The sequence below is a fragment of the Providencia sp. PROV175 genome (assembly GCF_032707045.1).
GTDB classification, from domain to species: Bacteria; Pseudomonadota; Gammaproteobacteria; order Enterobacterales; family Enterobacteriaceae; genus Providencia; species Providencia hangzhouensis.
Genome location: NZ_CP120533.1, coordinates 1,519,774 through 1,545,072 on the forward strand (window position 1 = coordinate 1,519,774; position 25,299 = coordinate 1,545,072).

Consider the following 25,299-nt stretch of genomic DNA (forward strand, 5'->3'; position numbering starts at 1 on the left):
CTCAGAATATATTAAGCCTCAGTTTCAGTATAAACAGTGCATGCATTTTGTACATCCAAATAGCTTGTAATTTACATAATTTTTATTAGTTTTATGATCCTTCTACTAGAATTAAGTAGTATTACATGGCTTTTACCTGAGTTATCTATATTTTTGTAATTAAGAATCATCTATAGTGATAATTACGGTGTAAATGACTTAACATGGATAAAAGACTGGTTTTAAAAATTAGTTTTGTGTTCTTAAATAGGAATAAATAATGAAAAAAGCGATTTTATCTGTAATGGCGGCGGCACTAATTTCATCTTGTGCAGTAGCAACGGAAGATTTGGAAAAGATCGCGCCATACCCAAAAGCAGAATCGGGTATGACTCGTCATGTGATTGAATTAACCAAGCAACAAAATGAAAATGACTTTATGGTTGAGTTAGTTATTGGAAAAACGATCAAAGCAGATTGTAACCGCCAATGGTTTATGGGTGACCTAGACAGAAAGACGTTGGAAGGCTGGGGCTATGATTATTATAAACTCGACGAAGTAAAAGGCCCGGCATCCACTATGATGGGATGCTCTGAGCCTGCAAAAGACCGTTTTGTGACGACTCAATTAGGCGATGATGCATTTGTGCGTTATAACAGCAAATTACCGATTGTGGTTTATGCTCCGAAAGATATGCAAGTAAAATATCGTATCTGGTCTACAGACGATAAATTAATTGATTCAGTTACAAAATAAATATTAAAGAAAATGCCGCATTTAGCGGCATTTTTTATAGAAACCAATTTAGCGAATAACGAAGACAGATGTTTTCGCATGGCGCACGATTGCAGAGGCTGTTGAACCTAATAAATAGGTTGAAGTGCTTGGGTGATGGGAGCCTACAACAATGAGGTCTGCGCTAATTTCTTGCGCATAATCTAAGATTTCATCTTTAGCTGAACCAATACCAATTTTGCAGTTAATCCGTTCATCAGCAACTTTGATATCTTTAATGACTTCTTCTAACGCACGCATTGCAAGGATTGAGCGTTCCGCAGAATCTTTGTTGCTTTCTGGTAATGCGGCAATTTCAATACCAAAAAATAACTCAAGGCTCGGAATAACGGATAGAAAATGAATTTCAGCTGAGCTTAGTTGCGCTAGTGCCTCAACGTGTTTGATGATCTCTTGGTTTAATTCATCTTCTAACAAATCAATAGGGACTAGGATTTTTTTATACATAGCTACCTCATTTTCGTATTATTTAAAATTAATTACAAAAGGTTATCTACAATATACTATAAGTTAAATGAAAAGTAATAAATGCTATAACGTGCGCATTTATAGCGATAATCTAAAAATGACATAGCTTCTTCTTTGAAAAGAAAGAATAATTATTATCAACTCTCAGTGTTATTTACAAATCACACAGAGACTTTTAATAAAATATATGCGAAGATCGCAGTAACTTGCTTAACTAATTGATTTAAATGTGTTATTTGAATGATAATTGTTTTGTTTTTCATTAAAGAACCTATTTTATGACTATGAATAATGCTTCAACACAGAAAAAAAGTGATTTTGAAATCCAACAAATAAAATTTAAAGCCGCAAAAAAAAGTACCTTAGTCAGTGTTGTCGTAAATATTTTCTTATCGATTTGGCAGATAATTGTTGGTATTTTTTCTCATTCATCCGGGTTAGTCGCTGACGGTATTCATACATTATCGGATTTGGTCGCTGATTTTGTGGTGTTGATAGCCAATAAGAAAAGCCACAAGAAGCCAGATGAAGACCATCCATATGGTCATTTTCGTTATGAAAATGGCGCTTCATTAATATTAGGTATTATTTTATTAATTGTGGGCGTGGGAATGGTTTGGTCAGCGATTGAAAAATTACTGAAACCTGAGTTAATTCCTGAAGTTCACTCAATTGCATTGATTGTTGCACTGATTGCTTTAGTCGCAAAAGAGGGGCTGTTTCGCTATATGTTGCATGTCGCGAAAAAAGTAAACTCCAGTATGTTAGTGGCGAATGCATGGCATGCTCGTTCCGATGCTGCTTCCTCCCTAGTGGTGGCCATTGGTATTGTTGGTAGCCTGTGTGGGTTTAAAATTTTTGACCCACTGGCCGCGTTGATTGTAGGGACATTTGTTTTTCGGATGGGGTTTAAATTCACCAATCAATCCATGCAAGATTTAATGGATAAAGGCGCAGACGAAGAAACTTTGCAGGAAATCCGTTCTGTTTTGGATAATATTAGTGAGTTATCGGGATACCATGATTTAAAAACACGTAAATCGGGTGACTTTTTATTGGTGGATGTGCATTTAGAGCTTGATGGAAATATGAGTATTACTGTTGGCCATGAAATTGCGGTAAATGTGCGTAAAAAATTGATGGAAAACCCATTAATTTTGGATGTTATGACCCACCTTGACCCGTATGACAAAGACGCTAAGCATTAATCATACATTTATTTTATTTTTCGATAAAAACCGAGCTTTAAAGTGGCTCGGTTTTTTATTGCAAGCTATTATGTAAAATCAACACATTAATTATTGCACCTGATTGATAACAAGGCGAAAATTAATAAGCAGTTTCAAGATGGCACAATAAGGTATTTGTTTCAAAATATAGGGCAAATGTAGCAAACCCCAAAAAATGCTCTCTATAGTGATTATTGAATGATTGAGGAAAAAATGCGGTTAACTCAAGAACAATGTCAGACATTTCGCGCCCCAAAGGTTATTGCCCTTACTAATCAAAATGGTATGAAGGTTATTCTCAGTAGCCTAGGAGCTAGTTGGGTTAGCTGTATACTTCCGCTAGTAACAGGAAAACGAGATGTTGTTTTAGGTTCACCCAATATGGCTAAACAGATGGAACAGGGGGTATACCTTGGTTCAATCGTTGGGCGAGTTGCTAACCGCATAAACAATTCACAATTCACGCTAAATGAACAGCATTATCAACTTTCGAATAACCAAGGTGTACATTGCTTGAATGGTGGAAAACATAGTTTTAGCCATCGCATATGGGGTATTTTTCAACCAACACCTCAAAAAGCTGTTTTTTCTTTGACGTCGCCTGTTGGTGATCAAGGCTTTCCGGGGCAGTTAGACGTTGAAGTGAGCTATGAACTCACAGAAGATAATCAAGTCGTTATTCACCATACTTATCAATCGACAGAAGCTTGCCCTGTTAACCTTGCGAATCACATCTACTTTAACTTAGCGGGGGAGGACTCGGTCAGAACGGCTTTGGAGCATGATTTATATATTGATGCAGACCAATATTTGCCGACAGATATGGACGGTATCCCAACGGGAGAGTGGTATAACGTTGCAGATACAAATTTTGATTTTCGCCAAAGTAAACGGATTGGCCGAGATTTCTTACAAGATGATGACCAACGTCGAGTTGGGGGGTATGACCATACGTTTATATTAAACAATACATTAACTGATGGTCTGCAAACGGTAGCAACCCTCAGGGCACCAAGTGGTGATGTGCGGCTAAATATCGCAACCACGCAGTCTGCATTACATGTGTACAGTGGAAATAACCTGCTTGCAACGTCGGGGAAAACACGAACGTATGTCCCTTATTCAGGGGTAGTGATAGCAACTCAGTTTCCAGCGGATGCAATCAATCACCCTGAGTGGGGAGAACAATACAGTTCGATTGCATTTCCTCAACAAATGTACCAAAACCAAACGCGTTACCAATTTGTTTTCTAATACAATAGTGAATATTCAGCGCCTCTATATTAAGGCGCTGAATTACTCGCCAGTTAATGCTCGCCAGTTAATAATTTCCTTAGTCTTAAATAACGAATAGATCCATATATTCATTGACGGGCATTTTTTCTAGCATTGGTTTATCGAGAGAGGCTTTTAGAATTCGAATTTGTTGAGCCTCTGGGAATTGCCTTGCTAGATTAATTTTAAATTTATTTAATAACAATGGCATCCCTTCTTTACGGCGGCGTTTATGGCCAACAGGATATTCGATAACAACTTCATCAAGCACTTGTCCATCCTTCAATGTAATGGTTAACCCATTGCTAATCGAACGTTTTTCAGGGTCATGATAGTCTCGGGTAAACTGTGCATCTTCAGTGCAATGCATTTTTGCACGTAATGCATCAATACGCTCATCTTTGGCAATATTATCTTCATAATCAGCAGCCGTTAAACGACCAAAAATTAATGGGATAGCGACCATATATTGAATGCAATGGTCACGATCTGCTGGGTTATGTAATGGGCCTTTTTTATCAATGATACGAATACAAGCTTCATGAGTGCGTATGGCAATAGACTCAATATCTTGAGCCGTTTTTCCTGATTTTTCGAGGGTTTGATGGAGTTGTAACGCTGCCTCTACTGCTGTTTGGGAATGAAACTCAGCAGGGAAAGAAATCTTAAACAACACATTTTCCATAACATAGGAGCCATAAGGGCGTTGAAAACGCAGGGGTTGTCCATTAAATAAAACATCGTAGAAGCCCCAGGTTTTAGCCGTTAGCGCCGTTGGATAGCCCATTTCCCCTTTTTGAGCCATTAAAGCCAGCCGTACAGCACGGGAGGTGGCGTCACCTGCCGCCCATGACTTGCGAGACCCTGTATTGGGGCTATGGCGGTAGGTACGTAAGCTGTGGCCATCAATCCACGCTTGGGAAACAGCATTGAGAATTTGTTCTCTTTCCAGCCCCAATAGATGAGAAACAACCGCAGTTGATGCCACTTTGACTAAAATAACATGGTCGAGCCCGACTTGGTTAAAGGCATTTTCTAGTGCGATGCAGCCTTGAATTTCATGCGCTTTAATTAATGCAGTCAAAACATCTTTAATAACTAGCGGGGGCTTGCCTTTCGCAATATTTTCACGAGAAAGCCAATCTGCAGTGGCTAAAATACCACCAAGGTTATCCGACGGGTGGCCCCATTCGGCAGCCAGCCAAGTGTCATTAAAGTCGAGCCAACGGCACATTGTGCCAAGATTAAATGCGCCTTGCACTGGGTCTAATTGAAATTGGGTGCCTGGGATTTTTGTGCCATTTGGCACAATCGTACCTGGAATGATTGGCCCTAATAATTTTTTACATGCAGGGTATTCAAGGGATTCCATACCGCAACCAAGGGTATCGAGCAGGCAATGATAAGCCGTATCATAGGCGAGGTCAGAAATAATTGGGTAATCCATTACATAATCAACAATATCGCTGATCACTTTATCAAATTCAATTTGTTGCGAACGCACGGTTTGTGTTGTCATTAGGTTACCTTTTAACGCTGTTCTATAGGAGTAAATAATTGATTTTCAGGACCAATATAGTTGGCTGAAGGACGAATAATTTTATTATCTTGTCGTTGCTCAATAATATGTGCTGACCAGCCAGCGGTACGTGCCATAACAAATAATGGGGTAAACATGGCGGTGGGAATGCCCATAAGGTGATAGGCCACAGCAGAAAACCAATCTAAATTTGGAAACATGTTTTTTTCACGTTTCATTACGGATTCAATTCGATCCGCAACGGTATAAAGATGTCGATTTAGGCTCTGTTCTGATAACTGTAAAGCGACAGACTTGATAATAGGGTGGCGGGGGTCTGCGAGGGTATAAACGGGGTGGCCAAACCCAATGATAACCTCACTATTTTTAACGCGCGCTGTAATATCTTGTTCTGCTTCCTCCATTGAGGCATAACGTTGCTGAATTTCTAATGAAACTTCATTTGCCCCCCCGTGTTTTGGGCCACGCAAAGCGGCAATTGCACCTGTCATCGCAGAGTAAAAATCCGTGCCTGTTCCCGCAATAACCCTTGCTGCGAATGTCGATGCGTTAAATTCATGTTCTGCGTATAAAATTGCCGCAATATGCATAAATTTTTCCCATTGAGCAGGGGGCTTTTTACCGTGCAATAGATGCAAGAAATGCGCGCCAATTGAATCATCATCAGTTTGGGTTTCAATACGTCTTCCATGGTGGCTAAAGTGATACCAATACAACAACATCGAACCCAGTGACGCTAATAAGCGATCAGCAATATCCCTAGCACCGGAAAAAGGGTGAGATTCTTTTTCGGGTAACACGCAGCCCATCATTGATACGCCTGTGCGCATGACGTCCATTGGGTGCGCGTTCGCGGGTATGGATTCTAACGTTTGTTTAACACTTGCCGGTAACCCCCGAAGAGATTGCAGCTTTTCTTTATATGCAACGAGTTCGGTTGCTGTCGGCAGCCTTTCATGGATGAGCAAATGCGCGATTTCTTCAAATTCACATTGTGTGGCTAAGTCGTGAATGTCAAACCCGCGATAATGCAGATCATTACCATTACGCCCAACGGTACAAAGTGCGGTATTTCCGGCAGTAATACCTGAAAGTGCAACGGATTTTTTAGGTTTAAATTGAGGTGTTTCAGTACGACTAAGTTGTTCATTCATCATTTATTCCTTGTAGGGGACAGAGGCGATGCAACTTTTAGTAATGATAAGTGCTTAAAAATTAGGATTTATTCTTGGAAAATAACGCATCCAGTTTTTGTTCATAATCGTAATAATGAATACTTTGATACAGCTCTTCTCGAGTCTGCATAAGTGGAATGACACTTTTTTGAGTGCCCTCTTTGCGTAATGTTGTATAAACCTGTTCAGCGGCTTTATTCATGGCTCGAAACGCAGACAGTGGATACAGCGCAATGGCAATGTCAACACTGCGTAGTTCATCAAGAGTAAATAAAGGGGTTTGACCAAATTCAGTTAAATTGGCCAGTACGGGAGCGGAGGTATTACTTGTAAACTGTTGATACATAGAAAGCTCAGTAATTGCCTCTGGAAAAAGCATGTCCGCACCGGCTTCTAAGTAGACTTGTGCACGTTCCAGTGCGGCATCAATGCCTTCGACCGCTAATGCATCGGTTCGAGCCATAATGACAAAGCTGTCATCGGTTCGTGCATCAACAGCCGCCTTGATGCGGTCGACCATCTCTTGTGTCGAAACAATTTCTTTATTAGGGCGATGGCCACAACGTTTTGCACCCACTTGGTCTTCAATATGCAACCCTGCCGCACCGGCTTTACAAAAGGATTTCACCGTGCGGGCGACATTAAAAGCAGAAGGGCCAAAGCCAATATCGGCATCGACCATAAGTGGTAAGTCACATACATCAGTAATGCGTCGAATATCAATTAAAACATCATCTAACGTTGAAATACCTAAGTCCGGCATGCCCAGTGACCCCGCAGCGACGCCACCTCCAGATAAGTAAATAGCTTTATAGCCAGCTTGTTTTGCAAGGAGCGCGTGGTTGGCATTGATAGTTCCAACGAGCTGCAATGGAGATTCTTGCTTGATAGCCTCACGAAATTTTTGTCCTGCACTAAATGACGACATAATAGCCTCATATGATGTTAATTAATTGTAATGAAATTGAGATAACTATAGTCATATAGCAATTGACGTGCCAATCTGGCTCTAAATTACATGGGTATGCAAATGTGTTTAAAATCAAACTGATATTGTTTTTTTTGATTTGTGACGGGAAAAACAATTTTAAAATAATCGGTTGGTGTGTTTCGTTGAAACAAGATATTGTCAATTGAAACATAAATGAAACATGGTAAGAAGGTATGGCGATGATGGAAAAACCGATTATTTGGACTGTTTCAGTGTCTCGGTTATTTACACTATTTCGAGATATCAGCCCTGAATTTAGTGAACAAGCGGAAATCACCCCACTAAACCTTGGTTTTTAGCAGGCGGTAGAGGCCGTGCATCAACGATTACAGGGTGGACATTGTGATGCCATCATTAGTGCAGGTTCAAATGGTGCTTATTTAAAAAGCCATGTTTCAGTTCCTGTTATTATCGTGAAAATTAGCGGGTTCGATGTCATGCAAGCATTGGCCAAAGCCCGAGAGATTAGCGATAAAGTCGGGATCATTAATTATAAAAAAACACTTTCCTCATTAGATGAATTTCAGCAACGTTTTGGTTTGCAAATTGAACAGCGTAGTTATGTCACCGCAGAAGATGCAAGATCTCAGCTTAAAGCATTAAAAGCAATGGGAATTTCCGTTGTTGTAGGGGCTGGGCTCATCATGGATTTAGCTGATGAAATGGGGATGACAGGGGTTTTTGTCTATTCCACACAAACCATACGACAAGCATTCTCAGACGCTATCGAATTAAGCCGAATGTCGAGGCGTGAAAACCATTCGCAAGACAAATATCTCCCTCCTAATCCCGCAAAAGTCCGTTATACCATTAATGACCTGATTGGTTCGTCATTACCGATGGAACGTGTTAGGCAAACTATTATGTTGTACGCACGTTCTGATGCAACAGTATTGGTTCAAGGTGCGAGTGGAACAGGGAAAGAGATGGTGGCACAAGCCATTCATCACGAATATACCTTATTTAATCAACATAAGCGAAGTAAACAACAAATGCCTTTTGTGGCCGTAAACTGCGGAGCAATACCTGAAACATTATTAGAAGCCGAATTATTTGGCTATGAAGAAGGAGCCTTTACTGGCTCTCGCCGGGGTGGCCGAGCAGGGCTATTTGAACTGGCGAATGGGGGAACACTGTTCTTAGATGAAATTGGTGAAATGCCGATTGCATTACAAACAAAATTATTACGAGTACTCGAAGAGCGTTCTGTCGTGCGTGTTGGGGGGTATAAACCGTTAAAAGTCAATGTACGAGTCATTTGTGCGACTCATTGCGATTTAGACCGTTGGGTAAGAGAAGGGCATTTTCGTGCCGATCTATTTTATCGGCTCGGGGTATTGAGAATGCGAGTTCCAGCACTCAATGAACGTGGCGATGATATTTTTGTATTAGCGGAGCGGTTACTTAAGTTAGCCTTTGCAGGCTTAATGCTGCCGTTGCCTTCTTTTCGTGTACAGCAGTTAATTGCGTGTAAATGCTTTTTTGTTGAGTATTCATGGCCCGGTAATGTGCGAGAACTCAGAAACTTAATGGAGCGAGTTGCACTTTATTGCAGCGCATACCCCGAAAAGGCCATTAGTGAGGAAATGTTGGCGAGTCTATCTCCTGAGCGCAAATGGGATGCAACAAGCCATGAGGTTGTTATCGATAAAAGTAAGGAACCGCTTACTGACGTGATGAATAGGTTTGGTGGTGATCGTAAAGCCGTAGCTCAGCACTTAGGTATTAGCAGAACAACCCTGTGGCGACGTCTTTCTTTATTAGAGAAAGCAAATCAGGTAAATCATGATACTAAATAATAATTAATTTGTATTCATTCAGGGGGGGTTGATTAAAAGGTAATGGATTAGTGAGAGTGCCATAAAGGAGATAATTAGGTTGTTTTTATTCATGGAATCATTGAATACTACTTGTTGAATTAAATTCATTCAGTCGTGTTCAGTGACAAATAAATTATTTTGTTATTAAGTGCTTTTAGGATTTTTTCCATATGACTTAAGTTGTATCAAATCGTAACAAAAAACAGTGATGTTTATATTTATCTATTATTTTGATTTTTAAGTATTATTTTTGTTTTTCTTGTTCTTCTTTCACTAAATTCACCATCGTAAAAAACGTGATTTTTCTCACATAAATTATTTTGCTAGTCACCATTAGATTTTCTCATTTTAACTTCATGATTGAACGTTCTATATTGCGCTCAAATTAGTCCTATCTTTGTTTTTTTACTACTGCACTAATCGCCGAAATGTGTTCTTTCTTGAGAACACAATGTTGTCGTATTCAACGATGTAGTTGCAGCGCATATTATTTATTTTGTTAGTTGGAGAGTTGGGCGTGAATCAGTCCACTACTATCATGCGCAAACGCGACAATGCATTCGTTCCTGTTGCAGGGTTAACGATTTTTGCTATTGCATCGGGTTATTTAATGAGCTTAATCCCATTATCGATGGGAAGTTTTGGTATTGATACGCAATATGCGGGTTGGTTAGCGAGTGCGTATTATATTGGTTTATTAATTGGCTCAATGTTAATTGAACCAATTATTGCCAAAATAGGCCATCGTCTTGCCTTTATTGGCTTTTTATTGATGCTTGCCGCGACAGTTATTGTACTGCCGTGGACCCCGACCATTGAAGCTTGGTTGCCAAACCGCTTAGTTGCAGGGGTTGCAGTGGCTGGGATTTTTGTGGTTGTCGAATCTTGGTTATTGATTGGCGATAATCCGAAAGAGCGTGCTAAACGTTTAAGTTTTTATATGACGTCATTGTATGGCGGAACCACTCTTGGCCAGCTTGCTATTGGTGTTATTGGAACCCATGGTGCTTATCCGTTTATGGTGGTATTAGGGTTATTATTATTAGCGGTAATGCCACCGTTATTAGTACGTCAAGGCCAGCCAGAAAGTGGTTCGCATCAAAAACTGTCATTGAAAAAAATTGCTCGTTTAAGTAAACCTGCAATTATCGGTTGTATGGTTTCAGGTATTACCATGGGGACTATCTATGGGTTAATGCCGTTATCATTGAAAAAAGACCAATTCACCACCGACCAAGTCGGTGTGTTGATGGCTTCAATTATTCTTGGTGGGATGTTAATACAGCCAGTTGTTAGCAAATTATCTGTCTTAATGAGTAAAACCTTATTACTTGCGATGGTTTCATTATTAGGTGTTTTTGCTATGGGTGTTATTTATATTTCGAGTGACTACTTAGTTATGATTGTCGCTTTAGCGCTACTCGGTATGTCAACTTTTGCCTTATATCCTGTGGCGATAACGTTGGCGTGTGATAACTTAGATTCCTCCTATATCGTCGCAGCAACACAAGTGATGCTGTTTAGTTACAGTATAGGTTCAGCAATGGGGCCTATCGCAGCAGGGACGTTTTTAGGCCAACATAATGGTTTAGTGAATTTCTTCTTTATTGTGCTGTTAGTGACTGCGATTTATATGTTAATTGCGAGCTTACGTCGTAAAGCCAGTGTGTTAGCAAATTAATTTTATCGACAAATAAAACTGCTAAATAAAAGGCTCTGTGAATTACTTACAGGGCCTTTTTGTCGTTCTAATTATTTCTTTTTATTGACGGTTGAAGGTGACAGTTGTGCTTCAATGGGGGAATGCTTTGTATTACGTACAATGCGTTGCTCCCAAAGCTCCCCTAATTTGAAATCCCATGATAGCGGTGATATTTCTGTTCTACCTGCATTTGGGGCAAATGTAAGTTCGCTGAAATACAAGGTATTTTCATCAGACATCAAAAAATCCGCACGGCAATAATCAAAAGGTGTGACGAGTATTTCCGCTAACCGTAACATTTCTTTGAATAGTGGCGGCTCAGATACGGGTTCCAACATGTTCGGATAACCAAAAGTCACGGGTTGTAACTGCCAGTTGATATCATAAATATTAATAAATTCATTGCTAAATTCGTCTGAGTAATCAATCTCTGCATAGGCAGGCTTACCAGAGAAGCAATGGATCCTGCATGTTTCTGGTACTAACTTCCGGTTTTTATTAGCGAATAAATCAATATATTCTTCACACATAATTTGTGCGGGAATAGTTTTATAATGACGCTCTCGAGTAATATAGTAAAGGTTTTTAGTTAAATGAAAATCTAATTTATTTTTAGCTTTTAGCCAGTCAAAGTGTGCTTTATCGCGACAAATAATGCTACTACCACTGTCGTGATTGCATTTTAAAACGAAACGCTCTGGCAGTTTGTTTAGATCAATTTCATCGACACTTTTATAAGTGGCGATGATAGGTACTAAATATTCATTTCCTATTGTTCGTGAGATATATTCCCTTACCGCGAGTTTATCTGCAAATTGTGAATATAATGGATTTTTATCTCGCAACATTCTAAAATTTACTTTCTCATTAAAGCTTTTTGGGGCTTTAAAATCAGGGCGGTAATTGAGTTTTTTAGTAAATTTATTAGTGAGATATGTTTTGTCACTCATAATGAGCGTACGTAATTTTTTTATAAAATACTCTGCTTTTTTCATGCGAGCACCAACCATTCTAAAATTGTAGTGTGTAAATGAAATCTAATTTTTATTTGATTATATTTTTTATAACTTAAATAAAACATCAATAAATGTAACGGTCAATTTAATAATTTCTTAATAAATAAATAGTAAACAAAAGATAAATAAAGGTCATTTTGTTAATAATAGCCGGGTATCTGTATGCTTTTATATCAATAATTAAATCAATCGTTTTAATTATTCGTCATTAATAATAAGGGTATTGCCTATTTAATGTGTAACATAGGCAAGAAAGATAGACCTTAAGGGTTTATTTAGATAATGACCTCTAAACAAATGGATTTAGAGATGGTATTTTAGAAAGTTGTTATTTTTTAAATTACTAAAATTGTTATTGCAGTGGCGGTTGTCCCATTTGTTTTAAAAATCGTATTTGAGCTGCAACGAGTTGTTTGTAATCAATACAACGGTATGGCATATCGTACTGTTGGGCCAATTTGGCTAAGATGTGTGCTAGAGCAGGGTAATGGCGATGGTGCCAATGAGGGAAAAGATGATGTGTAAGGTGGTAATTTAATCCCCCAGTTAAGCGCCATAAAAAATGGGGGGTTGGTAGCCAGTCACAAGCCGTGACAAAATTATGGTGGTACCAGCCATGCGTGATTTGTTTATCCTCAGGTGCAGTAAAAAACTGTGTCTCTGCCCAATGTGTTCCTAATAATAAATAAATTACAAAAATGGAAGCAACCATCTGGCTCAACAAGTACGTGATAAATATTGCAGTTAAGCTGATCCCATGATGGTGAGCCACTATTACTGGGATACCAAGCATCAATATTAAGTGTCCTATCTTGCTACCTAAAAATAATCCCCAACCTAGTTTACCTTCTAAAACTTTCTGTGTTTTTAAGCGTGTTTTCCCCGTTCGATCAGACCAATCAAACACCAGAGCTATCCATGTGAGTGACAATGATGCGACGAAAGGCCAATAAATATGTTGATATTTCATAAAAGGCCGCCAGCGTTGAAATGGCGTTTGGCGGAATATACCATTTTCTTCAGTGTCTAAATCATAATGTTCGATATTGGCATAATGGTGGTGATAATGAACGTGGCGTGTGCGCCAAAATTCCGGTTCTAATCCTAAGGGTAATGTAACTAAACGCCCAAATAACCGATTTTTCCAGCCGGATTTAAATAAGGTATTATGGCAGGCGTCATGTTGGCCAATCACATTTAATAGCATGATGAGTAAGACAAATACAAAATAGGACAATATGTAAACTGTGGTAGATGTTGTAATGAGAATTGGAAGATAACTCAGAACAGCAACAATAAACAAGACGCCAATTGCAGCAAGGTCAGCTAGGCTGGCATACACGTGATCGTGCTTAGTTTGCAGATATTCCTGACTTGCTTGTTTTAATGCGGTATGAAATTGTTGTTCGTTAGCATTGGCGAACTTGAGTTCGAATTCGGTGTGATGCATGTGATTCTCATTTGAGGTTATCTTCTTTATATTCAAAGAGTATATCTTTACTCAGTAAACCGTCGTAAACAAATATGAAAGGAGGTGGGAGTTTAGGCTTATTCTGAATCAGATATCATCGAAAAAATTAAATCTCGAAAATTTAAATGCGTTTTTTTGATGAAAATAGTAGAAATTAATATTAATGCGGATAAGAAATTAAATACGAGATATGGATTAATTAAATTGATATGTTGTTTTATGAAGCATTTGGTAATAATACGTATTGCTTACCTACTGAGGTACGGAAACTAGCTACATCCTTGTAGAATAATCCTTTAATATTAAAGTATCAGGGGAAAATGTGTCTGTCTGTAATAAATCATGTAAAAAAAACATTTTAACTTAATACTCATCATTAATAATAAATGATTTTTATCATTTTAGGTGGGTTTATTTTAATTACTCGTTACATTTGTTTAGCCTAAGCTAAATTAGGAGCTTACCTATATTAATAATGTGCCAAAATGATGAAGTAGCCACAGATAAATTATTTTTCGAATAAGGAATGTTATATGAAAAAAATACTGTTAATAATTTTATCAACACTGATTATTCCTGTGTCCGCTCAAGCAGGTTATCAATATTATGGTTGTGATAAAAAAATCTATCAATTAGAAAAACAGCTAAAATATGCCAAAATGCACGGTAACCAAAACAGAGTCATGGGGTTAGAGCGTGCTATTTCAAATGTACAAAATAACTGCTATGACCATTATTCCGGAGCCACAGGCCCAACTAAATTAAATCACCGATATAGTTTTACTGAAACGGATCATTTAGAGCAGCAGATAGAAGCGTTACAAGATGAAATTGAGCGTTTAAAAGCCGCAAAAAACTAGCTTAATAAGTAATATTAAAATCAAATATTATTTATAAACGAAAACCGTATTGGATGAATTTAGCGCTATTGCCACTTGTCATCATTATTGTGATATTTACTTTAATTGTTGTTTGGCTATAGCGCATTGAATTAATTAATGAAATAATAAGTTAATGTCGTTATCTTAATACAATATGTCTTCTTATGGTTATTCGTCCTCATCAGCACTGGTTTTTTCGGTTATTCGACTGGCATGGTTCTGTGCTGTCAAAAATAACATTTCGGCTTTCTCTAAATATAATGATATCTATCGTAGCAGTACTCAGTTTTCAATGGTACGAACGATTAGGTATACACTTAACGATTGCCCCTTTTAGCTTACTGGGGATTGCCATCGCAATCTTCCTCGGTTTTCGTAATAATGCCTGTTACAGCCGTTTGATTGAGGCGCGAACGCTTTGGGCTTCGTTATTAATTAATCAAAGAAATATTTTAAGGAATATTAAAGGGTTATTACCTAATGACCAATTAGCCCAAAAGGAGTTTGCGAATCTGTTGATTGCTTTTGGTTGGAGCCTTAAACACGAACTAAGAAAAACCAGTCCAATCATTGACTTGTACCGGTTATTACCTCGAAATATTTTTGATGAGGTTATCCGAAGTCCGTTTCCCACTAGCCGAATATTGTTGCAGATTGGCCTAAAGGTGGGGGAATTACGTGATAAAAAAGTCATCAGCGATGTACTCTTTCAAGCCATTAATAAAGATATTAATGCATTATCGGACGTACTTGGCGGCTGTGAACGTATTTCGAATACGCCGATCCCGTTTGCGTATACGTTAATTTTACAGCGAACAGTCTATCTATTTTGTTCGTTACTTCCTTTTGCATTAGTCGTAGACCTACATTTTATGACGCCATTTGTTTCTGTTTTTATTTCTTATACCTTCCTAGCGTGGGATGCATTAGCAGAAGAACTCGAAGATCCTTTTGGGATTGCTGCAAATGATTTACCGCTTAATGCTATTTGTAATAGTATTGAACGTAATGCATTGGATATGTTAGATATTCAACCACTTCCCCCTAAGTATCAGCCAGATAAATACTTTAACTTGTTGTAGCGTTAATCTATTTCTTATTGAAGACAGTAGAACGTGATATTCACGTTTTACTGTTTAACCTTTATACCTAATATTATTTTGTATTTTGGGGTCATAAAAATAAGCAATTCTGTACAGATAATCCTATAGATACTATACTCCCCCTATGTATATTAAAGAGGCTTAAATATGCCACATTCCCCAAAGGAAAAAAAAGCAGTCCTTACTCGGGTTAGAAAGCTGAAAGGGCAATTGTTTGCCTTGGAGTCGGCCTTGGAGGATGAAGTTGAATGTGCTGCCATTTTACAACAAATTGCTGCTATTCGCGGTGCAGTTAATGGTTTGATGGCAGGGGTATTAGAAAGTCATTTACGAGAAGGGCTTCAAGAGTCTGCGACAACACAGTTGCAAAAAGACTCAGTAGACGATGCTATCTCATTAATTCGTACCTATTTGCGGTAAATAAAGAAGGAATAACGATGAAATCACGTGCAGCAGTCGCATTTGGCCCAGGTGAGCCATTAAAAATTGTCGAAATTGATGTCATGCCACCAAAAGCTGGGGAAGTGTTAGTCAAAATTAGCCATACGGGTGTTTGCCATACTGATGCATTTACCTTGTCAGGTGATGACCCTGAAGGGTTATTTCCTGTGGTATTAGGGCATGAAGGGGCGGGCGTTGTTGTTGAAGTCGGCGAAGGTGTAACTAGCGTTAGCGTTGGTGACCATGTCATCCCACTTTATACGGCAGAATGTGGAAAATGTGTTTTTTGTGAATCAGGTAAAACAAACTTATGTGTCTCTGTTAGGGAAACACAAGGTAAAGGTGTGATGCCTGATGGGACAACACGTTTTTCTTACAATGGCCAGCCTGTTTACCATTATATGGGTTGTTCAACATTCAGTGAATATACTGTTGTTGCCGAAGTCTCTTTGGCTAAAATTAACCCTCAAGCCAACCATGAAGAAGTGTGTTTATTAGGTTGTGGCGTGACCACGGGTATCGGTGCTGTACATAATACGGCTAAAGTACAAGAAGGTGACTCAGTTGCAGTTTTTGGCCTCGGTGGGATTGGTCTTGCGGTTATTCAAGGGGCAAGGCAAGCAAAGGCTGGCCGTATTATTGCCATTGATACTAACCCGTCTAAGTTTGAACTAGCGCGCCAATTTGGTGCGACAGAATGTTTGAATCCTAATGATTTTGATAAGCCGATTCAGCAAGTGTTGATTGAGAAAACCCAGTGGGGAGTTGATCATACCTTTGAATGTATTGGTAATGTTAATGTTATGCGTGCAGCACTTGAAAGTGCACACCGAGGATGGGGCCAATCAATTATCATTGGTGTCGCAGGGGCAGGGCAAGAAATTTCAACTCGTCCATTCCAATTAGTAACAGGGCGGTCATGGCGTGGTACGGCTTTTGGTGGTGTGAAAGGCCGTAGCCAGTTGCCAAAAATGGTTGAAGATGCCATGAAGGGTGATATTGAGCTGTCTCCATTTGTGACGCACACATTGCCATTAGAGCGTATTAATGACGCATTTGATTTAATGCATGAAGGTAAATCAATCCGTACCGTTATTCACTATGATTAAGGAGTCTTTGATGGAGAGAATTGAACGCCATGCGTGTTTTGGGGGCTGGCAGGATGTTTATCAACATCAATCCACTGTGCTCGGCTGTGAAATGAAGTTCGCAGCCTATCTACCACCACAAGCGAAAACAGTCGCCTGCCCGGTGATTTATTGGTTATCAGGATTAACCTGTAATGAGCAAAATTTTATCACTAAGGCGGGAGCCCAACAATTTGCGGCAAAATATGGCGTAATTCTTATTGCACCGGATACCAGCCCTCGCGGTACTGAAGTCGCTGATGACGAGGCCTATGATTTAGGGCAAGGTGCAGGTTTTTATGTGAATGCGCAGCAAGCTCCGTGGCGTAATCATTACAAAATGTATGATTATATTGTGTCTGAGCTACCTGATTTAGTCGAAACACATTTACCTGTATCTGAAAAACGCGCTATTTTTGGCCATTCTATGGGTGGGCACGGCGCTTTAATGATTGGCCTACGTAATACAGGTCGATATTGTAGTTTATCTGCATTTTCTCCGATTGTTGCTCCAACTCAGGTTCCTTGGGGGCAAAAAGCGTTTATGGCTTATTTGGGGGAAGATACGGTTAGTTGGTCTCAATATGACACCGTTGAATTGCTCGAAAAGGCTGAGGCTATTCCACCTATTTTAGTGGATGTCGGTACTGCGGATCCTTTTTACCAAGAGCAACTGAAACCAGAGTTATTTGCGGATATTTGTGATAAAAAACAATTTGAATATTGTTTGAATCTGCGTGATGGGTATGATCACAGTTACTACTTTATTAGTAGTTTCATTGGTGAACATATTGCATTTCATGCACGATATTTAAGCGATAATAACTAAAATATCATAAAGTGAGACCACTAATTGGTTTCACTTTACTATTTCCATTATTTTATCGTAATAATGCTCAAGTCACTATTCGACCACCTCATTGGAGAGCTTGCTAATTGCTTTAATTGCGCTGATTGCGACATCTTTATTTGGGTCATTACATAATTCAAGTAGGCGGTTAATCGTAATATGTTGTTTCAGCTGTATTTTACAATCGCCTAAAGCGGATATAGCGGCTATTTTTACATCATCATTTTTTCTTTTTGTTAAATCAAGTAATGTATTTATGACTTTGTTATCCATTCATTATCCTGCTAATAGGTATTAATAAATGAATTAAAACTCATTTATTTTTTAAGAGGGTAATTTCAATGTTTAAAATGCTACTAGAAGGAGGTATTTATTGATATCAAAAAACACAACTAATTTGAGTGTAGTGTGGCTGAGCTAGCGTATGAATAGGTAGTAGACATTATTACCTATTCATATTTAGTGACTAGAGAGATCGAGAAAGTTAAATAAGTTTAATTAATAAGTTTTAATTTCAAGAAGAGTATTGATAAAAAGATATTGTTTGTATATTAAAAATGGTCGGAGAGTTTACTTAGCGCTTTTATTGCAGACACTGCGACATCTTTATTTGGGTCTTTACAGAGTTCAAGTAAGCGGTTGATTGCATTTTGTTGTTCAACGGTTACTTTATAATCTCCTAAGGCAGAAATAGCTGCAATTTTAACATCATCATTTCCACGATGCGTTAACTCAATTAATGTTTCAATAATATTGTTTTCCATGTAAACCCTTTGAAATACCTGCGCGATGCTTAGGTATTCTAAGTGAAATTACTTGAGATTTATTTTTGAAATTTACGGGTTTATTAACGGATTATATAGATTTTACACTTTTTTGGGTTAATAACTATTTTATTAACTGAAGTGCATCAAGAGAGTAAATACTATTGATGTAAAAACTAACACCATTAAAAGTTATTGATAACATATTAAAATCGGTATGGTTTAATAATTCTTTATTAAGATAAGAATATTAAAGTACTTTACCCTTAAAGTGAGTTGAATAAAGTACTTTTTAGATATTAGTTAATGGCGCAAATAAACATGAGGCGTGTTATTTTCTGGGTGTTGAGTAACACCTAGGTCAGCTTGATACCATTGAGTTAAATTTTCAGTTGTTAAAACTTCAATAGGGGAACCTTGAGCAACAAGTTTCCCATCATGAATTAATAACACTTTATCTGCATATAGCGCGGTTAGGTTCAGGTCATGTAATACACAGCAAACGCCTAACGGTCGTTGACGGGTAAGTTGATGTAGTAGCCGTAAGCTATGTTGTTGGTGGTATAAATCAAGCGCTGAAGTGGGTTCATCAAGAAACAAACAAGCGGGTTGAGCTGTGGGTTGCCATAATTGCGCTAATACTCGAGCCAATTGAACGCGTTGCTGTTCCCCCCCTGAAAGTTGGCGGTAGTCTCGCTGGCGTAGTGATTGGCAACTGGTTTGTGATAAGGCTTCATCGATGGCGGTGTGTTTATGCTCTGAACCGTAGGGGGTTCTCCCCATCGCAACAACATCTTCAACAGTAAAAGCAAATTGTAAGTGGCTATGTTGTTTCATGACGGCACGTTTTCGTGCTAATTCGTTATGATCCCAGTCAACCATCGCTCGGCCTTCAATAAAGCACGTGCCATGAGTTGGGGTGTTATAGCCAGTTAGTAATTTTAATAGGCTGGATTTCCCTGCGCCATTTGGCCCAATGATCGCGACAAATTCACCTTGATCAATAGATAAACTCACATTATCTATCAATGTCTTTTCACTAATTTTATAAGATAAATTTTGTGCTTCTAACAAGAACGGTTTGGTTTGCATATTTAGATCCTCCCTGCAGGCTGTCGCAAAATGAGCCATAAGAAGTAGGGGCCACCAATCAAGCCTGTTAGCAAGCCAACAGGGATTTCAGCAGGTGCAACCGCAGTCCTCGCTACTGTATCAGCGATCAATAATAACCCCGCACCGACGATAGCTGAACCAGGAATGAGCCAACGATGGTCTGGACCGAGTGTCATACGAATAAGATGCGGAACGACGAGACCCACAAAACCAATAACCCCGCTCATCGCAACAGCACAACCGACTAACATAGCGCTGAGGAATAATAAAATAAATTTGGTTCGTTCAACATTAAGCCCAAGGTAATGTGCATCTTCATCCCCTAATTGTAGAATGTTGAGCTTATTTCCCTGCATTAGGCAGATAACACAAATAGGAAGAATAACTGAAGCGGCGATGGCCAATGATGCCCAGTCAACATTACCGAGCGTGCCCATCATCCATAAACTAAATGTTCTTAGCTGTTGATCATTGCTGATATAACTAAGAACACCGATGAATGACATGCACAGTGCATTGATTGCGATACCCGCGAGAAGTAATTTTGCGAGGTTGCCATTTGATGAACGATTTAAGCTAAAAATAATAAAAGAAACGGTTAGGCTACCAATAAAAGCAGCAGCAACATGGCCATAACCTTGCATCACAGTCGGTAATGAAATAGAGAAAACAATAAATGCGGCAACGGATAAAGCCGCGCCACTACTGATACCGAGTAAGCTAGGGTCGGCAAGTGGATTACGAAATAACCCTTGCATAATGGCGCCAGACACTGCCAAGGCAAGGCCAACTAAGATGGCAATTAACACACGAGGAAGGCGAATATTCAGCCATATTTGCCAATCCGAGTCTGTGGCAGAAGCCTGCCACAGTGCTTTTAATGAAAAGTTCATTGCGCCTGCATTCGACGCGATGAGAACTAAACCACCAAGTGCGAACAATAAAACGATAATCACCAAAAATGGGTTTTTAAAGCGACTCATTGGGATTTTTCTAATGCCTCACGTAGTTGTTGCATGACTTTAGGCGTACCTAAACTGAAGGTGAGCATACCGACATCATCAACAACCAAAAGCGCTTTATTTTTCCCTGCGGGGGTCATTGACATTCCTTGTAAGTTCCACACTTTTTCTATCCCGCCTAATGATTTAACCCCTTCCTGAGTAAAAATGATTAAATCAGGCTGGCTTGATAGCAAACCCTCTTGGGATAAAGGACGGTAGCTGTCGAAGCTGCTCATGGCATTTTTTGCACCGATTGCGTTAATCACGCTATCTGCTGCGGTGTGCTTTCCTGCGGCTAATGGTAGAACGCCGCCATGGCTCATAATGAACAGGACTTTTTTATCGATAGGTGCCGTATTTATTTGGCTAAGTTGTTGGTTAAATTGATTAACCAATTGTTTTCCTTGCTCTGTTTTACCAACCACATTAGCGATAGTGGTAATTTTTTCTGGAATGGCTTCTAAACTGGGTTTCCCTGTCACCTTAATAATTTTTACGCCACTTTTTTCGATTTGCGAGAGAGCCATTGAGGGTTTAGCTAACTCACTCGCAAGTACTAAAGTCGGACGCATTGATAACACACCTTCCGCATTAAGCATACGCATATAGCCCACGTCAGGGAGCTTGGTCGCTTGCTCTGGGTGAAGACTGGTGCTGTCACGGGCAACGAGCTGTTCTTGTGCTCCGAGTGCATACACAATTTCAGTCACATCACCACCTAAGGTGACGATACGTTCTGCTGCATAAGAACTAACAGAGATAAACAGCGTTGATAAGATTAGAAGCCATTGTTTCATAATAAGTTACCTAGGTTTAAATGCGTGGTAATGCGGTGACTTGTTGGCGCCATTGCTCTTGCTCTGGAGTCCCTTCCGTACGCTGCCCATACATTTGTGCAATTTGATTTCCTTGGTTATCGAAGACTTCAAGGCTTGTCACATGGCCATCTTGCGTTGGCTTACGTGTAACCCAGCATTCGGCGATACCATTTTCAATCATGTGCAAGGTGAAATCAGGATTGAAAATATTTAGCCACTTTAAGTCTGAACCTTCACTTTGATATGGCATGATTTTTTTGATTTCACCAGTGAAAATTTGCACACATCCGCGGTTGCCCACAAAAATCATAATTTCATTTTGATCTTTGAACGCAGTGTTAATCAGCTGATTGAAGGAATCATTAGGCACTTTCCAAGCCAAATCATCACTGACTGCGGCGAAAACTTGCTGGCGGCTGAGGTTATTTTTCTTCAGGAGAACAAAAAATTGGTGAACATCTGTCATGTTGCGCCATTGTTGTTCTAGCTGTTGTTTTAGCTCTTCACTAACGGGTTGGTTGGTAAATGGAGTGGCTGCTTCATGGATGAGTTCCGGGTTATCTTGGGTGGCATATTTTTCAATCAGTGCTTGCCATGCCGCCATATCCGTTTCATCGGTGGTGTAAACTTTATGTAGTGCATCACCTTGTTTATCAAAGAATTGAATACTATGGCGTTCACCGTGTTTGCTGTCTTCGGTTAACGCAAAAATGGCATCCCAATGACTAAAGAACATCCGTAAATCAAGGGCGCGTGGGTTTAAAATTAAGCCGCCATGTGGGCTAAATGTCGCATTGTCATAACGGCCAACTTGCTCATGAACAACATATTCGTTGCGTGTAATCGCTTTCACTTTTCCAACAGTGGCTAATTCTGTCAATAAAGTGGGGGCGTCGACGTTTAAACGAACAGCTTTGTCGTGACCAACACGACTATGCAGCAGTTGAGCTTCAGATACATTTAAATAGGCGGCGAGATCGCGAGCGTATTTGGCTTTGTTCTCTGTTTTTGCTTGTTGGTAACGCTCGTAAAGTGCTGAATTCACGTTTATCTCCTTAATATTGTGTGAATTACCATTGGAAGCTGACAAGCAGCTTGGCATTACGTCCATCTTGAGGAATGCCTTGTGATGAGTAGTATTCTTTATCAAATGCATTACCTAATACGACACTGGTTCCTAACCCTTTGAGCTGCCCGTCACCTTGGTAGCTGACGTAGAAGTCATGTACGGCATAGCCCGCTTGAGGGGTGGCTTTAGTGGCTTTATTGAAGTCAGTATGGCGCGTAAACTCGCCTAACCAGCCCACTGAAAAACCGCTATTGGCAACAGGAATAGAGAGGTTACTGGTGAATGACTCTGGTTTGATGGAAGTGATTGATTCACCGTTATATTCGTTTTTGCCCGTGGTACGGTTATAGGCTAAGTTCCATCTGAAATAGTCTGTTTTATAATCCAAAGATGCATCTACGCCCCAAATTTTGGCGCGTTTTGTATTGATTGATGTGGTGTAATTGTTTTCTGGATTTCTAAAATCAGGCTCAGGGGTGACATAGGTATTGATATAGTCTTTGGCTTTGGTATCAAAGTAGCTGGCTTTGAATTGCAGGTTGTCTCTTTCCATTAATAAGTCATTGAAACGCAGGCCAAATCCATATTCCGCAGTACGGGTGCTTTCAGGTTTTAAATTTGGATTTGGACGCCATTTATTAAAGATTGGCCCTATTGGGAAATGGACTTCATCGTTGTACATCTCCATCATGGTTGGCGCGCGGAAGGCTTCAGAGTACGATGCAAACAACATTGACCACTCTGTTGGTGTGATGCTGACCGCCCCTTTAGATGACCATTTGCCTTCTTTGGTTTCATCATTACCTTTGGCTTTCGATTTGTAATGGTCATAGCGCGTGCCGACAATAAATGAAACAGGCAAATCTTTTAGGCTAATTTCATCTTGTAAAAATCCAGATGCAAAGGTGATTTCTGCATCAGGGAACTGGGTTGTGTTGGCATAAGGTGTCTGTTTTTGCTGATAAGCTTCACTGCCATACGTTAAGTTATGGGCAGCGAGAGGGAAATCATAGAAATTGGTTTTGTTATCAACCTTCATCCCATAAGTTTTCTGTGTCCTGCCCTCGTAAGGGGTGCCTTGACCTTTAGCCGTAATATTGACCTCAGAATAATAGGGTGTCACTGTCAGGTTAAGCCAATCTTGCGAAGATGGCTTTAAGTTGTAAGTGGCTTGCGCATCGCGTTGACGCGTTGTGCGGTTCACTTTTAAGTTTTTACTGGTACTGGTGATTTGTTGTGGGTTTTTCGGCTCATTGGCATCATTATTATAATAACGCACTTGGCCTGAAAGCTTTTGTGCATCATCGATTTGCCATGTTCCTTTTGCCAGCAGGTTACCAATGGTTTCCTTGTTTTTCATGTCATCGCCATTACTCATGCGGACATTACCGGTTTCTTTCGTGACAAAGCTGAATAGCCCATCAAGGTTATCACTACGGCCAAACGCAGTGCCGCCGAAACCGAAGCTATGATCGCCAGTAGCGGCTTCGGTAAAGACACGGAAACCGTGGTCTTGGCCTTCACGTAATAAGTCTTTGGCATCAACGGTTTCCCAAGCAATCACACCGCCCATGGCACCACTGCCGTAGAGTAGGGCAGAAGGGCCACGGATAATTTCAACTTGCTTAATCAGAGCAGGGTCGATAAAGGTGCCATTGACATGGCCTGTATCTGTGCCTTGGCGAATACCATCCACTAAGGTCAAAATGCCGCGTCGATCAAACCCGCGCATATAAATATCTTGCCCATTTGCACGGCTGGTACCGGTGACACCAATCCCGGGAACTTTACGTAAAATGTCATTGACGGTGCTGGCCGTTTGCGTTTCAGGTGAATTATTTTTGATCACCGTGACCATCATCGGGGTTTCGAAGCTGTCACGTTCGCTACCTGTCGCATAGACAGTCATCACATCATGATGATTTTTTTTTGGTGATGGTTCTGTTGTTTGTGCTTGAGCACTTGCTATCACGCCTAAGATGGCACTGGTTAGGACTGACATTCGCAAAACAGGGGACATAATTGTGATACTCCATATAGTTTTTATCTGTATTAAGCAGAGTGAATTCGTATTAATTGATAGCGATGTATTGGTCTGGAGGACCTGAATTCGGTATGACACAGGAAAAATTGCATGTAAGCGGTGTCTGAACATAGCAAGAGGAGTAAACAACTAATGAAGGTATAAAGCTGAGGTAATAGTCAGTAACTGGTTGGTGTTCAGCAGGACTATTTGGGATGCGGCACATTAACGCTACCGCTGCGCGATAGTCAGGTATCGAGTGGCTATCCTTGCTGATTCGATATTTAGTGGCACAAATGTGAAATACAGACGTCAGTTTAAACTCCATAAGAAACCTTTTCCTATGTTTAGATTAAGCTGGCTGCCTGGATAATTGACCTAGGTGGCTTGCGAATTAAGTTTTGGTGCGACTTACTTTGGGTACGGTTTTACTTAGTTAAGATCAACTTACCTGTACGCGTTTGTCTCAATTGATAAAGTTCGCCATTATGTTGAATTGAGACCTTACCGGCAGGGCCCAATAATTGTTGGCTTTCTATCACGTCAGTTTTAACGGTTTGTTTTGCCGTTTCGACGGTATTTTCTGCAACTGGGGCTGTCATATTATTTACCATACTAAGTTTGTTGATAATCGAAATGATATT

General features: G+C 39.7%; 24 protein-coding genes and 1 pseudogene. 10 read left to right on the forward strand and 15 right to left on the reverse strand.

The features are described from left to right. Positions 1 to 259 precede the first annotated feature (259 nt). Positions 260 to 736: a serine protease inhibitor ecotin gene (gene eco, locus P3L44_RS06570; protein WP_094962081.1), complete on the forward strand. Its 477-nt coding sequence runs from the start codon at positions 260 to 262 to the stop codon at positions 734 to 736. A gap of 48 nt (positions 737 to 784) precedes the next feature. Here eco and P3L44_RS06575 read toward each other — a convergent pair whose 3' ends face one another. Beyond that, positions 785 to 1,222 carry a universal stress protein gene (locus P3L44_RS06575; RefSeq protein WP_004261767.1) on the reverse strand — a complete coding sequence of 146 codons (438 nt, stop codon included), beginning with the start codon at positions 1,220 to 1,222 and terminating at the stop codon, positions 785 to 787. Positions 1,223 to 1,521: 299 nt separating this feature from the next. On the opposite strand from P3L44_RS06575, the gene P3L44_RS06580 reads away from it, so the two are divergent. Together P3L44_RS06580 and P3L44_RS06585 are read left to right on the forward strand one after the other, a co-directional pair. Beyond that, entirely contained in the window at positions 1,522 to 2,451 is a 930-nt protein-coding gene (locus P3L44_RS06580; protein WP_004261765.1) for a cation diffusion facilitator family transporter, read from the forward strand. Positions 2,452 to 2,685: 234 nt separating this feature from the next. Then, complete coding sequence (locus P3L44_RS06585; RefSeq protein WP_272662621.1) at positions 2,686 to 3,726, forward strand: galactose-1-epimerase; 1,041 nt, start codon at positions 2,686 to 2,688, stop codon at positions 3,724 to 3,726. Between the two features lie 85 nt (positions 3,727 to 3,811). On the opposite strand, the gene P3L44_RS06590 is transcribed toward P3L44_RS06585, so the two are convergent. The 3 genes from P3L44_RS06590 to prpB form a co-directional block, all read right to left on the reverse strand. Beyond that, positions 3,812 to 5,266, reverse strand: coding sequence for a bifunctional 2-methylcitrate dehydratase/aconitate hydratase (locus tag P3L44_RS06590; RefSeq protein WP_140170970.1), 1,455 nt, complete (start codon positions 5,264 to 5,266; stop codon positions 3,812 to 3,814). An 11-nt stretch (positions 5,267 to 5,277) separates the two neighbouring features. Then, positions 5,278 to 6,441, reverse strand: coding sequence for a 2-methylcitrate synthase (gene prpC, locus P3L44_RS06595; RefSeq protein WP_094962084.1), 1,164 nt, complete (start codon positions 6,439 to 6,441; stop codon positions 5,278 to 5,280). Between the two features lie 61 nt (positions 6,442 to 6,502). Beyond that, positions 6,503 to 7,390, reverse strand: a complete 888-nt coding sequence (prpB, locus tag P3L44_RS06600) for a methylisocitrate lyase (RefSeq protein WP_140170967.1) — start codon at positions 7,388 to 7,390, stop codon at positions 6,503 to 6,505. Positions 7,391 to 7,635: 245 nt separating this feature from the next. On the opposite strand from prpB, the pseudogene prpR reads away from it, so the two are divergent. Together prpR and P3L44_RS06610 are read left to right on the forward strand one after the other, a co-directional pair. Continuing rightward, a pseudogene (gene prpR / locus P3L44_RS06605) lies at positions 7,636 to 9,252 on the forward strand (propionate catabolism operon regulatory protein PrpR). Positions 9,253 to 9,811: 559 nt separating this feature from the next. Next, entirely contained in the window at positions 9,812 to 10,954 is a 1,143-nt protein-coding gene (locus tag P3L44_RS06610; protein ID WP_004261743.1) for an MFS transporter, read from the forward strand. Between the two features lie 71 nt (positions 10,955 to 11,025). On the opposite strand, the gene P3L44_RS06615 is transcribed toward P3L44_RS06610, so the two are convergent. Continuing rightward, the gene (locus P3L44_RS06615) at positions 11,026 to 11,970 is read right to left on the reverse strand and encodes an ATP-grasp fold amidoligase family protein (RefSeq protein WP_140170965.1); all 945 of its coding nucleotides are present in this window, start codon (positions 11,968 to 11,970) and stop codon (positions 11,026 to 11,028) included. Positions 11,971 to 12,343: 373 nt separating this feature from the next. After that, a complete protein-coding gene (locus tag P3L44_RS06620) occupies positions 12,344 to 13,441 on the reverse strand; it encodes a fatty acid desaturase family protein (protein WP_004912978.1) in 1,098 nt (365 codons plus the stop codon). Positions 13,442 to 13,995: 554 nt separating this feature from the next. Here P3L44_RS06620 and P3L44_RS06625 point away from each other — a divergent pair. From P3L44_RS06625 to fghA, 5 genes are all read left to right on the forward strand, one after another. Beyond that, positions 13,996 to 14,322: a DUF1090 family protein gene (locus P3L44_RS06625; RefSeq protein WP_272662624.1), complete on the forward strand. Its 327-nt coding sequence runs from the start codon at positions 13,996 to 13,998 to the stop codon at positions 14,320 to 14,322. A gap of 185 nt (positions 14,323 to 14,507) precedes the next feature. Continuing rightward, positions 14,508 to 15,425 (forward strand): bestrophin family protein, encoded by a 918-nt coding sequence (locus P3L44_RS06630; protein ID WP_272662626.1) that lies wholly within the window; start codon positions 14,508 to 14,510, stop codon positions 15,423 to 15,425. A 168-nt stretch (positions 15,426 to 15,593) separates the two neighbouring features. Further along, a complete protein-coding gene (frmR, locus tag P3L44_RS06635) occupies positions 15,594 to 15,866 on the forward strand; it encodes a formaldehyde-responsive transcriptional repressor FrmR (protein WP_109913133.1) in 273 nt (90 codons plus the stop codon). Between the two features lie 17 nt (positions 15,867 to 15,883). After that, positions 15,884 to 16,996: an S-(hydroxymethyl)glutathione dehydrogenase/class III alcohol dehydrogenase gene (locus P3L44_RS06640; protein WP_004261726.1), complete on the forward strand. Its 1,113-nt coding sequence runs from the start codon at positions 15,884 to 15,886 to the stop codon at positions 16,994 to 16,996. Between the two features lie 10 nt (positions 16,997 to 17,006). Beyond that, complete coding sequence (gene fghA / locus P3L44_RS06645) at positions 17,007 to 17,843, forward strand: S-formylglutathione hydrolase (protein WP_109913134.1); 837 nt, start codon at positions 17,007 to 17,009, stop codon at positions 17,841 to 17,843. Between the two features lie 75 nt (positions 17,844 to 17,918). Here the strand turns inward: fghA and P3L44_RS06650 are convergent, their stop codons facing one another. From P3L44_RS06650 to hemP, 9 genes are all read right to left on the reverse strand, one after another. Continuing rightward, positions 17,919 to 18,137, reverse strand: coding sequence for a HEAT repeat domain-containing protein (locus P3L44_RS06650; protein WP_004912961.1), 219 nt, complete (start codon positions 18,135 to 18,137; stop codon positions 17,919 to 17,921). A 278-nt stretch (positions 18,138 to 18,415) separates the two neighbouring features. Next, positions 18,416 to 18,628 carry a HEAT repeat domain-containing protein gene (locus P3L44_RS06655; protein ID WP_004912957.1) on the reverse strand — a complete coding sequence of 71 codons (213 nt, stop codon included), beginning with the start codon at positions 18,626 to 18,628 and terminating at the stop codon, positions 18,416 to 18,418. A 303-nt stretch (positions 18,629 to 18,931) separates the two neighbouring features. After that, positions 18,932 to 19,720, reverse strand: coding sequence for a heme ABC transporter ATP-binding protein (locus P3L44_RS06660; RefSeq protein ID WP_227528917.1), 789 nt, complete (start codon positions 19,718 to 19,720; stop codon positions 18,932 to 18,934). Positions 19,721 to 19,722: 2 nt separating this feature from the next. Further along, the gene (locus P3L44_RS06665; protein ID WP_272662628.1) at positions 19,723 to 20,724 is read right to left on the reverse strand and encodes a FecCD family ABC transporter permease; all 1,002 of its coding nucleotides are present in this window, start codon (positions 20,722 to 20,724) and stop codon (positions 19,723 to 19,725) included. Then, complete coding sequence (locus P3L44_RS06670; protein ID WP_210836035.1) at positions 20,721 to 21,542, reverse strand: hemin ABC transporter substrate-binding protein; 822 nt, start codon at positions 21,540 to 21,542, stop codon at positions 20,721 to 20,723. Before P3L44_RS06670 ends, P3L44_RS06665 begins: the two co-directional genes overlap by 4 nt. 16 nt (positions 21,543 to 21,558) lie before the next feature. Continuing rightward, entirely contained in the window at positions 21,559 to 22,608 is a 1,050-nt protein-coding gene (locus P3L44_RS06675; RefSeq protein ID WP_140170952.1) for a hemin-degrading factor, read from the reverse strand. 25 nt (positions 22,609 to 22,633) lie between these two features. After that, positions 22,634 to 24,652: a TonB-dependent hemoglobin/transferrin/lactoferrin family receptor gene (locus P3L44_RS06680; protein WP_140170951.1), complete on the reverse strand. Its 2,019-nt coding sequence runs from the start codon at positions 24,650 to 24,652 to the stop codon at positions 22,634 to 22,636. A gap of 52 nt (positions 24,653 to 24,704) precedes the next feature. Continuing rightward, positions 24,705 to 24,983, reverse strand: a complete 279-nt coding sequence (locus tag P3L44_RS06685; RefSeq protein WP_140170949.1) for a hypothetical protein — start codon at positions 24,981 to 24,983, stop codon at positions 24,705 to 24,707. Between the two features lie 100 nt (positions 24,984 to 25,083). Then, positions 25,084 to 25,257, reverse strand: a complete 174-nt coding sequence (gene hemP / locus P3L44_RS06690) for a hemin uptake protein HemP (RefSeq protein WP_004912942.1) — start codon at positions 25,255 to 25,257, stop codon at positions 25,084 to 25,086. Positions 25,258 to 25,299 lie beyond the last annotated feature (42 nt).

Excerpts from the sequence above, each read along its gene's own strand:
- P3L44_RS06665 (WP_272662628.1), bottom strand. The coding sequence starts at position 20,724 with ATGAGTCGCTTTAAAAACCCATTTTTGGTGATTATCGTTTTATTGTTC.
- P3L44_RS06630 (WP_272662626.1), top strand. The coding sequence starts at position 14,508 with ATGGTTATTCGTCCTCATCAGCACTGGTTTTTTCGGTTATTCGACTGG.
- P3L44_RS06660 (WP_227528917.1), bottom strand. The coding sequence starts at position 19,720 with ATGCAAACCAAACCGTTCTTGTTAGAAGCACAAAATTTATCTTATAAA.
- P3L44_RS06610 (WP_004261743.1), top strand. The coding sequence starts at position 9,812 with ATGCGCAAACGCGACAATGCATTCGTTCCTGTTGCAGGGTTAACGATT.
- eco (WP_094962081.1), top strand. The coding sequence starts at position 260 with ATGAAAAAAGCGATTTTATCTGTAATGGCGGCGGCACTAATTTCATCT.
- P3L44_RS06575 (WP_004261767.1), bottom strand. The coding sequence starts at position 1,222 with ATGTATAAAAAAATCCTAGTCCCTATTGATTTGTTAGAAGATGAATTA.
- P3L44_RS06615 (WP_140170965.1), bottom strand. The coding sequence starts at position 11,970 with ATGAAAAAAGCAGAGTATTTTATAAAAAAATTACGTACGCTCATTATG.
- P3L44_RS06625 (WP_272662624.1), top strand. The coding sequence starts at position 13,996 with ATGAAAAAAATACTGTTAATAATTTTATCAACACTGATTATTCCTGTG.
- P3L44_RS06580 (WP_004261765.1), top strand. The coding sequence starts at position 1,522 with ATGACTATGAATAATGCTTCAACACAGAAAAAAAGTGATTTTGAAATC.
- P3L44_RS06680 (WP_140170951.1), bottom strand. The coding sequence starts at position 24,652 with ATGTCCCCTGTTTTGCGAATGTCAGTCCTAACCAGTGCCATCTTAGGC.
- P3L44_RS06585 (WP_272662621.1), top strand. The coding sequence starts at position 2,686 with ATGCGGTTAACTCAAGAACAATGTCAGACATTTCGCGCCCCAAAGGTT.
- P3L44_RS06640 (WP_004261726.1), top strand. The coding sequence starts at position 15,884 with ATGAAATCACGTGCAGCAGTCGCATTTGGCCCAGGTGAGCCATTAAAA.
- P3L44_RS06655 (WP_004912957.1), bottom strand. The coding sequence starts at position 18,628 with ATGGAAAACAATATTATTGAAACATTAATTGAGTTAACGCATCGTGGA.
- P3L44_RS06670 (WP_210836035.1), bottom strand. The coding sequence starts at position 21,542 with ATGAAACAATGGCTTCTAATCTTATCAACGCTGTTTATCTCTGTTAGT.
- frmR (WP_109913133.1), top strand. The coding sequence starts at position 15,594 with ATGCCACATTCCCCAAAGGAAAAAAAAGCAGTCCTTACTCGGGTTAGA.
- prpB (WP_140170967.1), bottom strand. The coding sequence starts at position 7,390 with ATGTCGTCATTTAGTGCAGGACAAAAATTTCGTGAGGCTATCAAGCAA.
- P3L44_RS06590 (WP_140170970.1), bottom strand. The coding sequence starts at position 5,266 with ATGACAACACAAACCGTGCGTTCGCAACAAATTGAATTTGATAAAGTG.
- prpC (WP_094962084.1), bottom strand. The coding sequence starts at position 6,441 with ATGAATGAACAACTTAGTCGTACTGAAACACCTCAATTTAAACCTAAA.
- P3L44_RS06620 (WP_004912978.1), bottom strand. The coding sequence starts at position 13,441 with ATGCATCACACCGAATTCGAACTCAAGTTCGCCAATGCTAACGAACAA.
- fghA (WP_109913134.1), top strand. The coding sequence starts at position 17,007 with ATGGAGAGAATTGAACGCCATGCGTGTTTTGGGGGCTGGCAGGATGTT.
- P3L44_RS06650 (WP_004912961.1), bottom strand. The coding sequence starts at position 18,137 with ATGGATAACAAAGTCATAAATACATTACTTGATTTAACAAAAAGAAAA.
- P3L44_RS06685 (WP_140170949.1), bottom strand. The coding sequence starts at position 24,983 with ATGGAGTTTAAACTGACGTCTGTATTTCACATTTGTGCCACTAAATAT.
- hemP (WP_004912942.1), bottom strand. The coding sequence starts at position 25,257 with ATGACAGCCCCAGTTGCAGAAAATACCGTCGAAACGGCAAAACAAACC.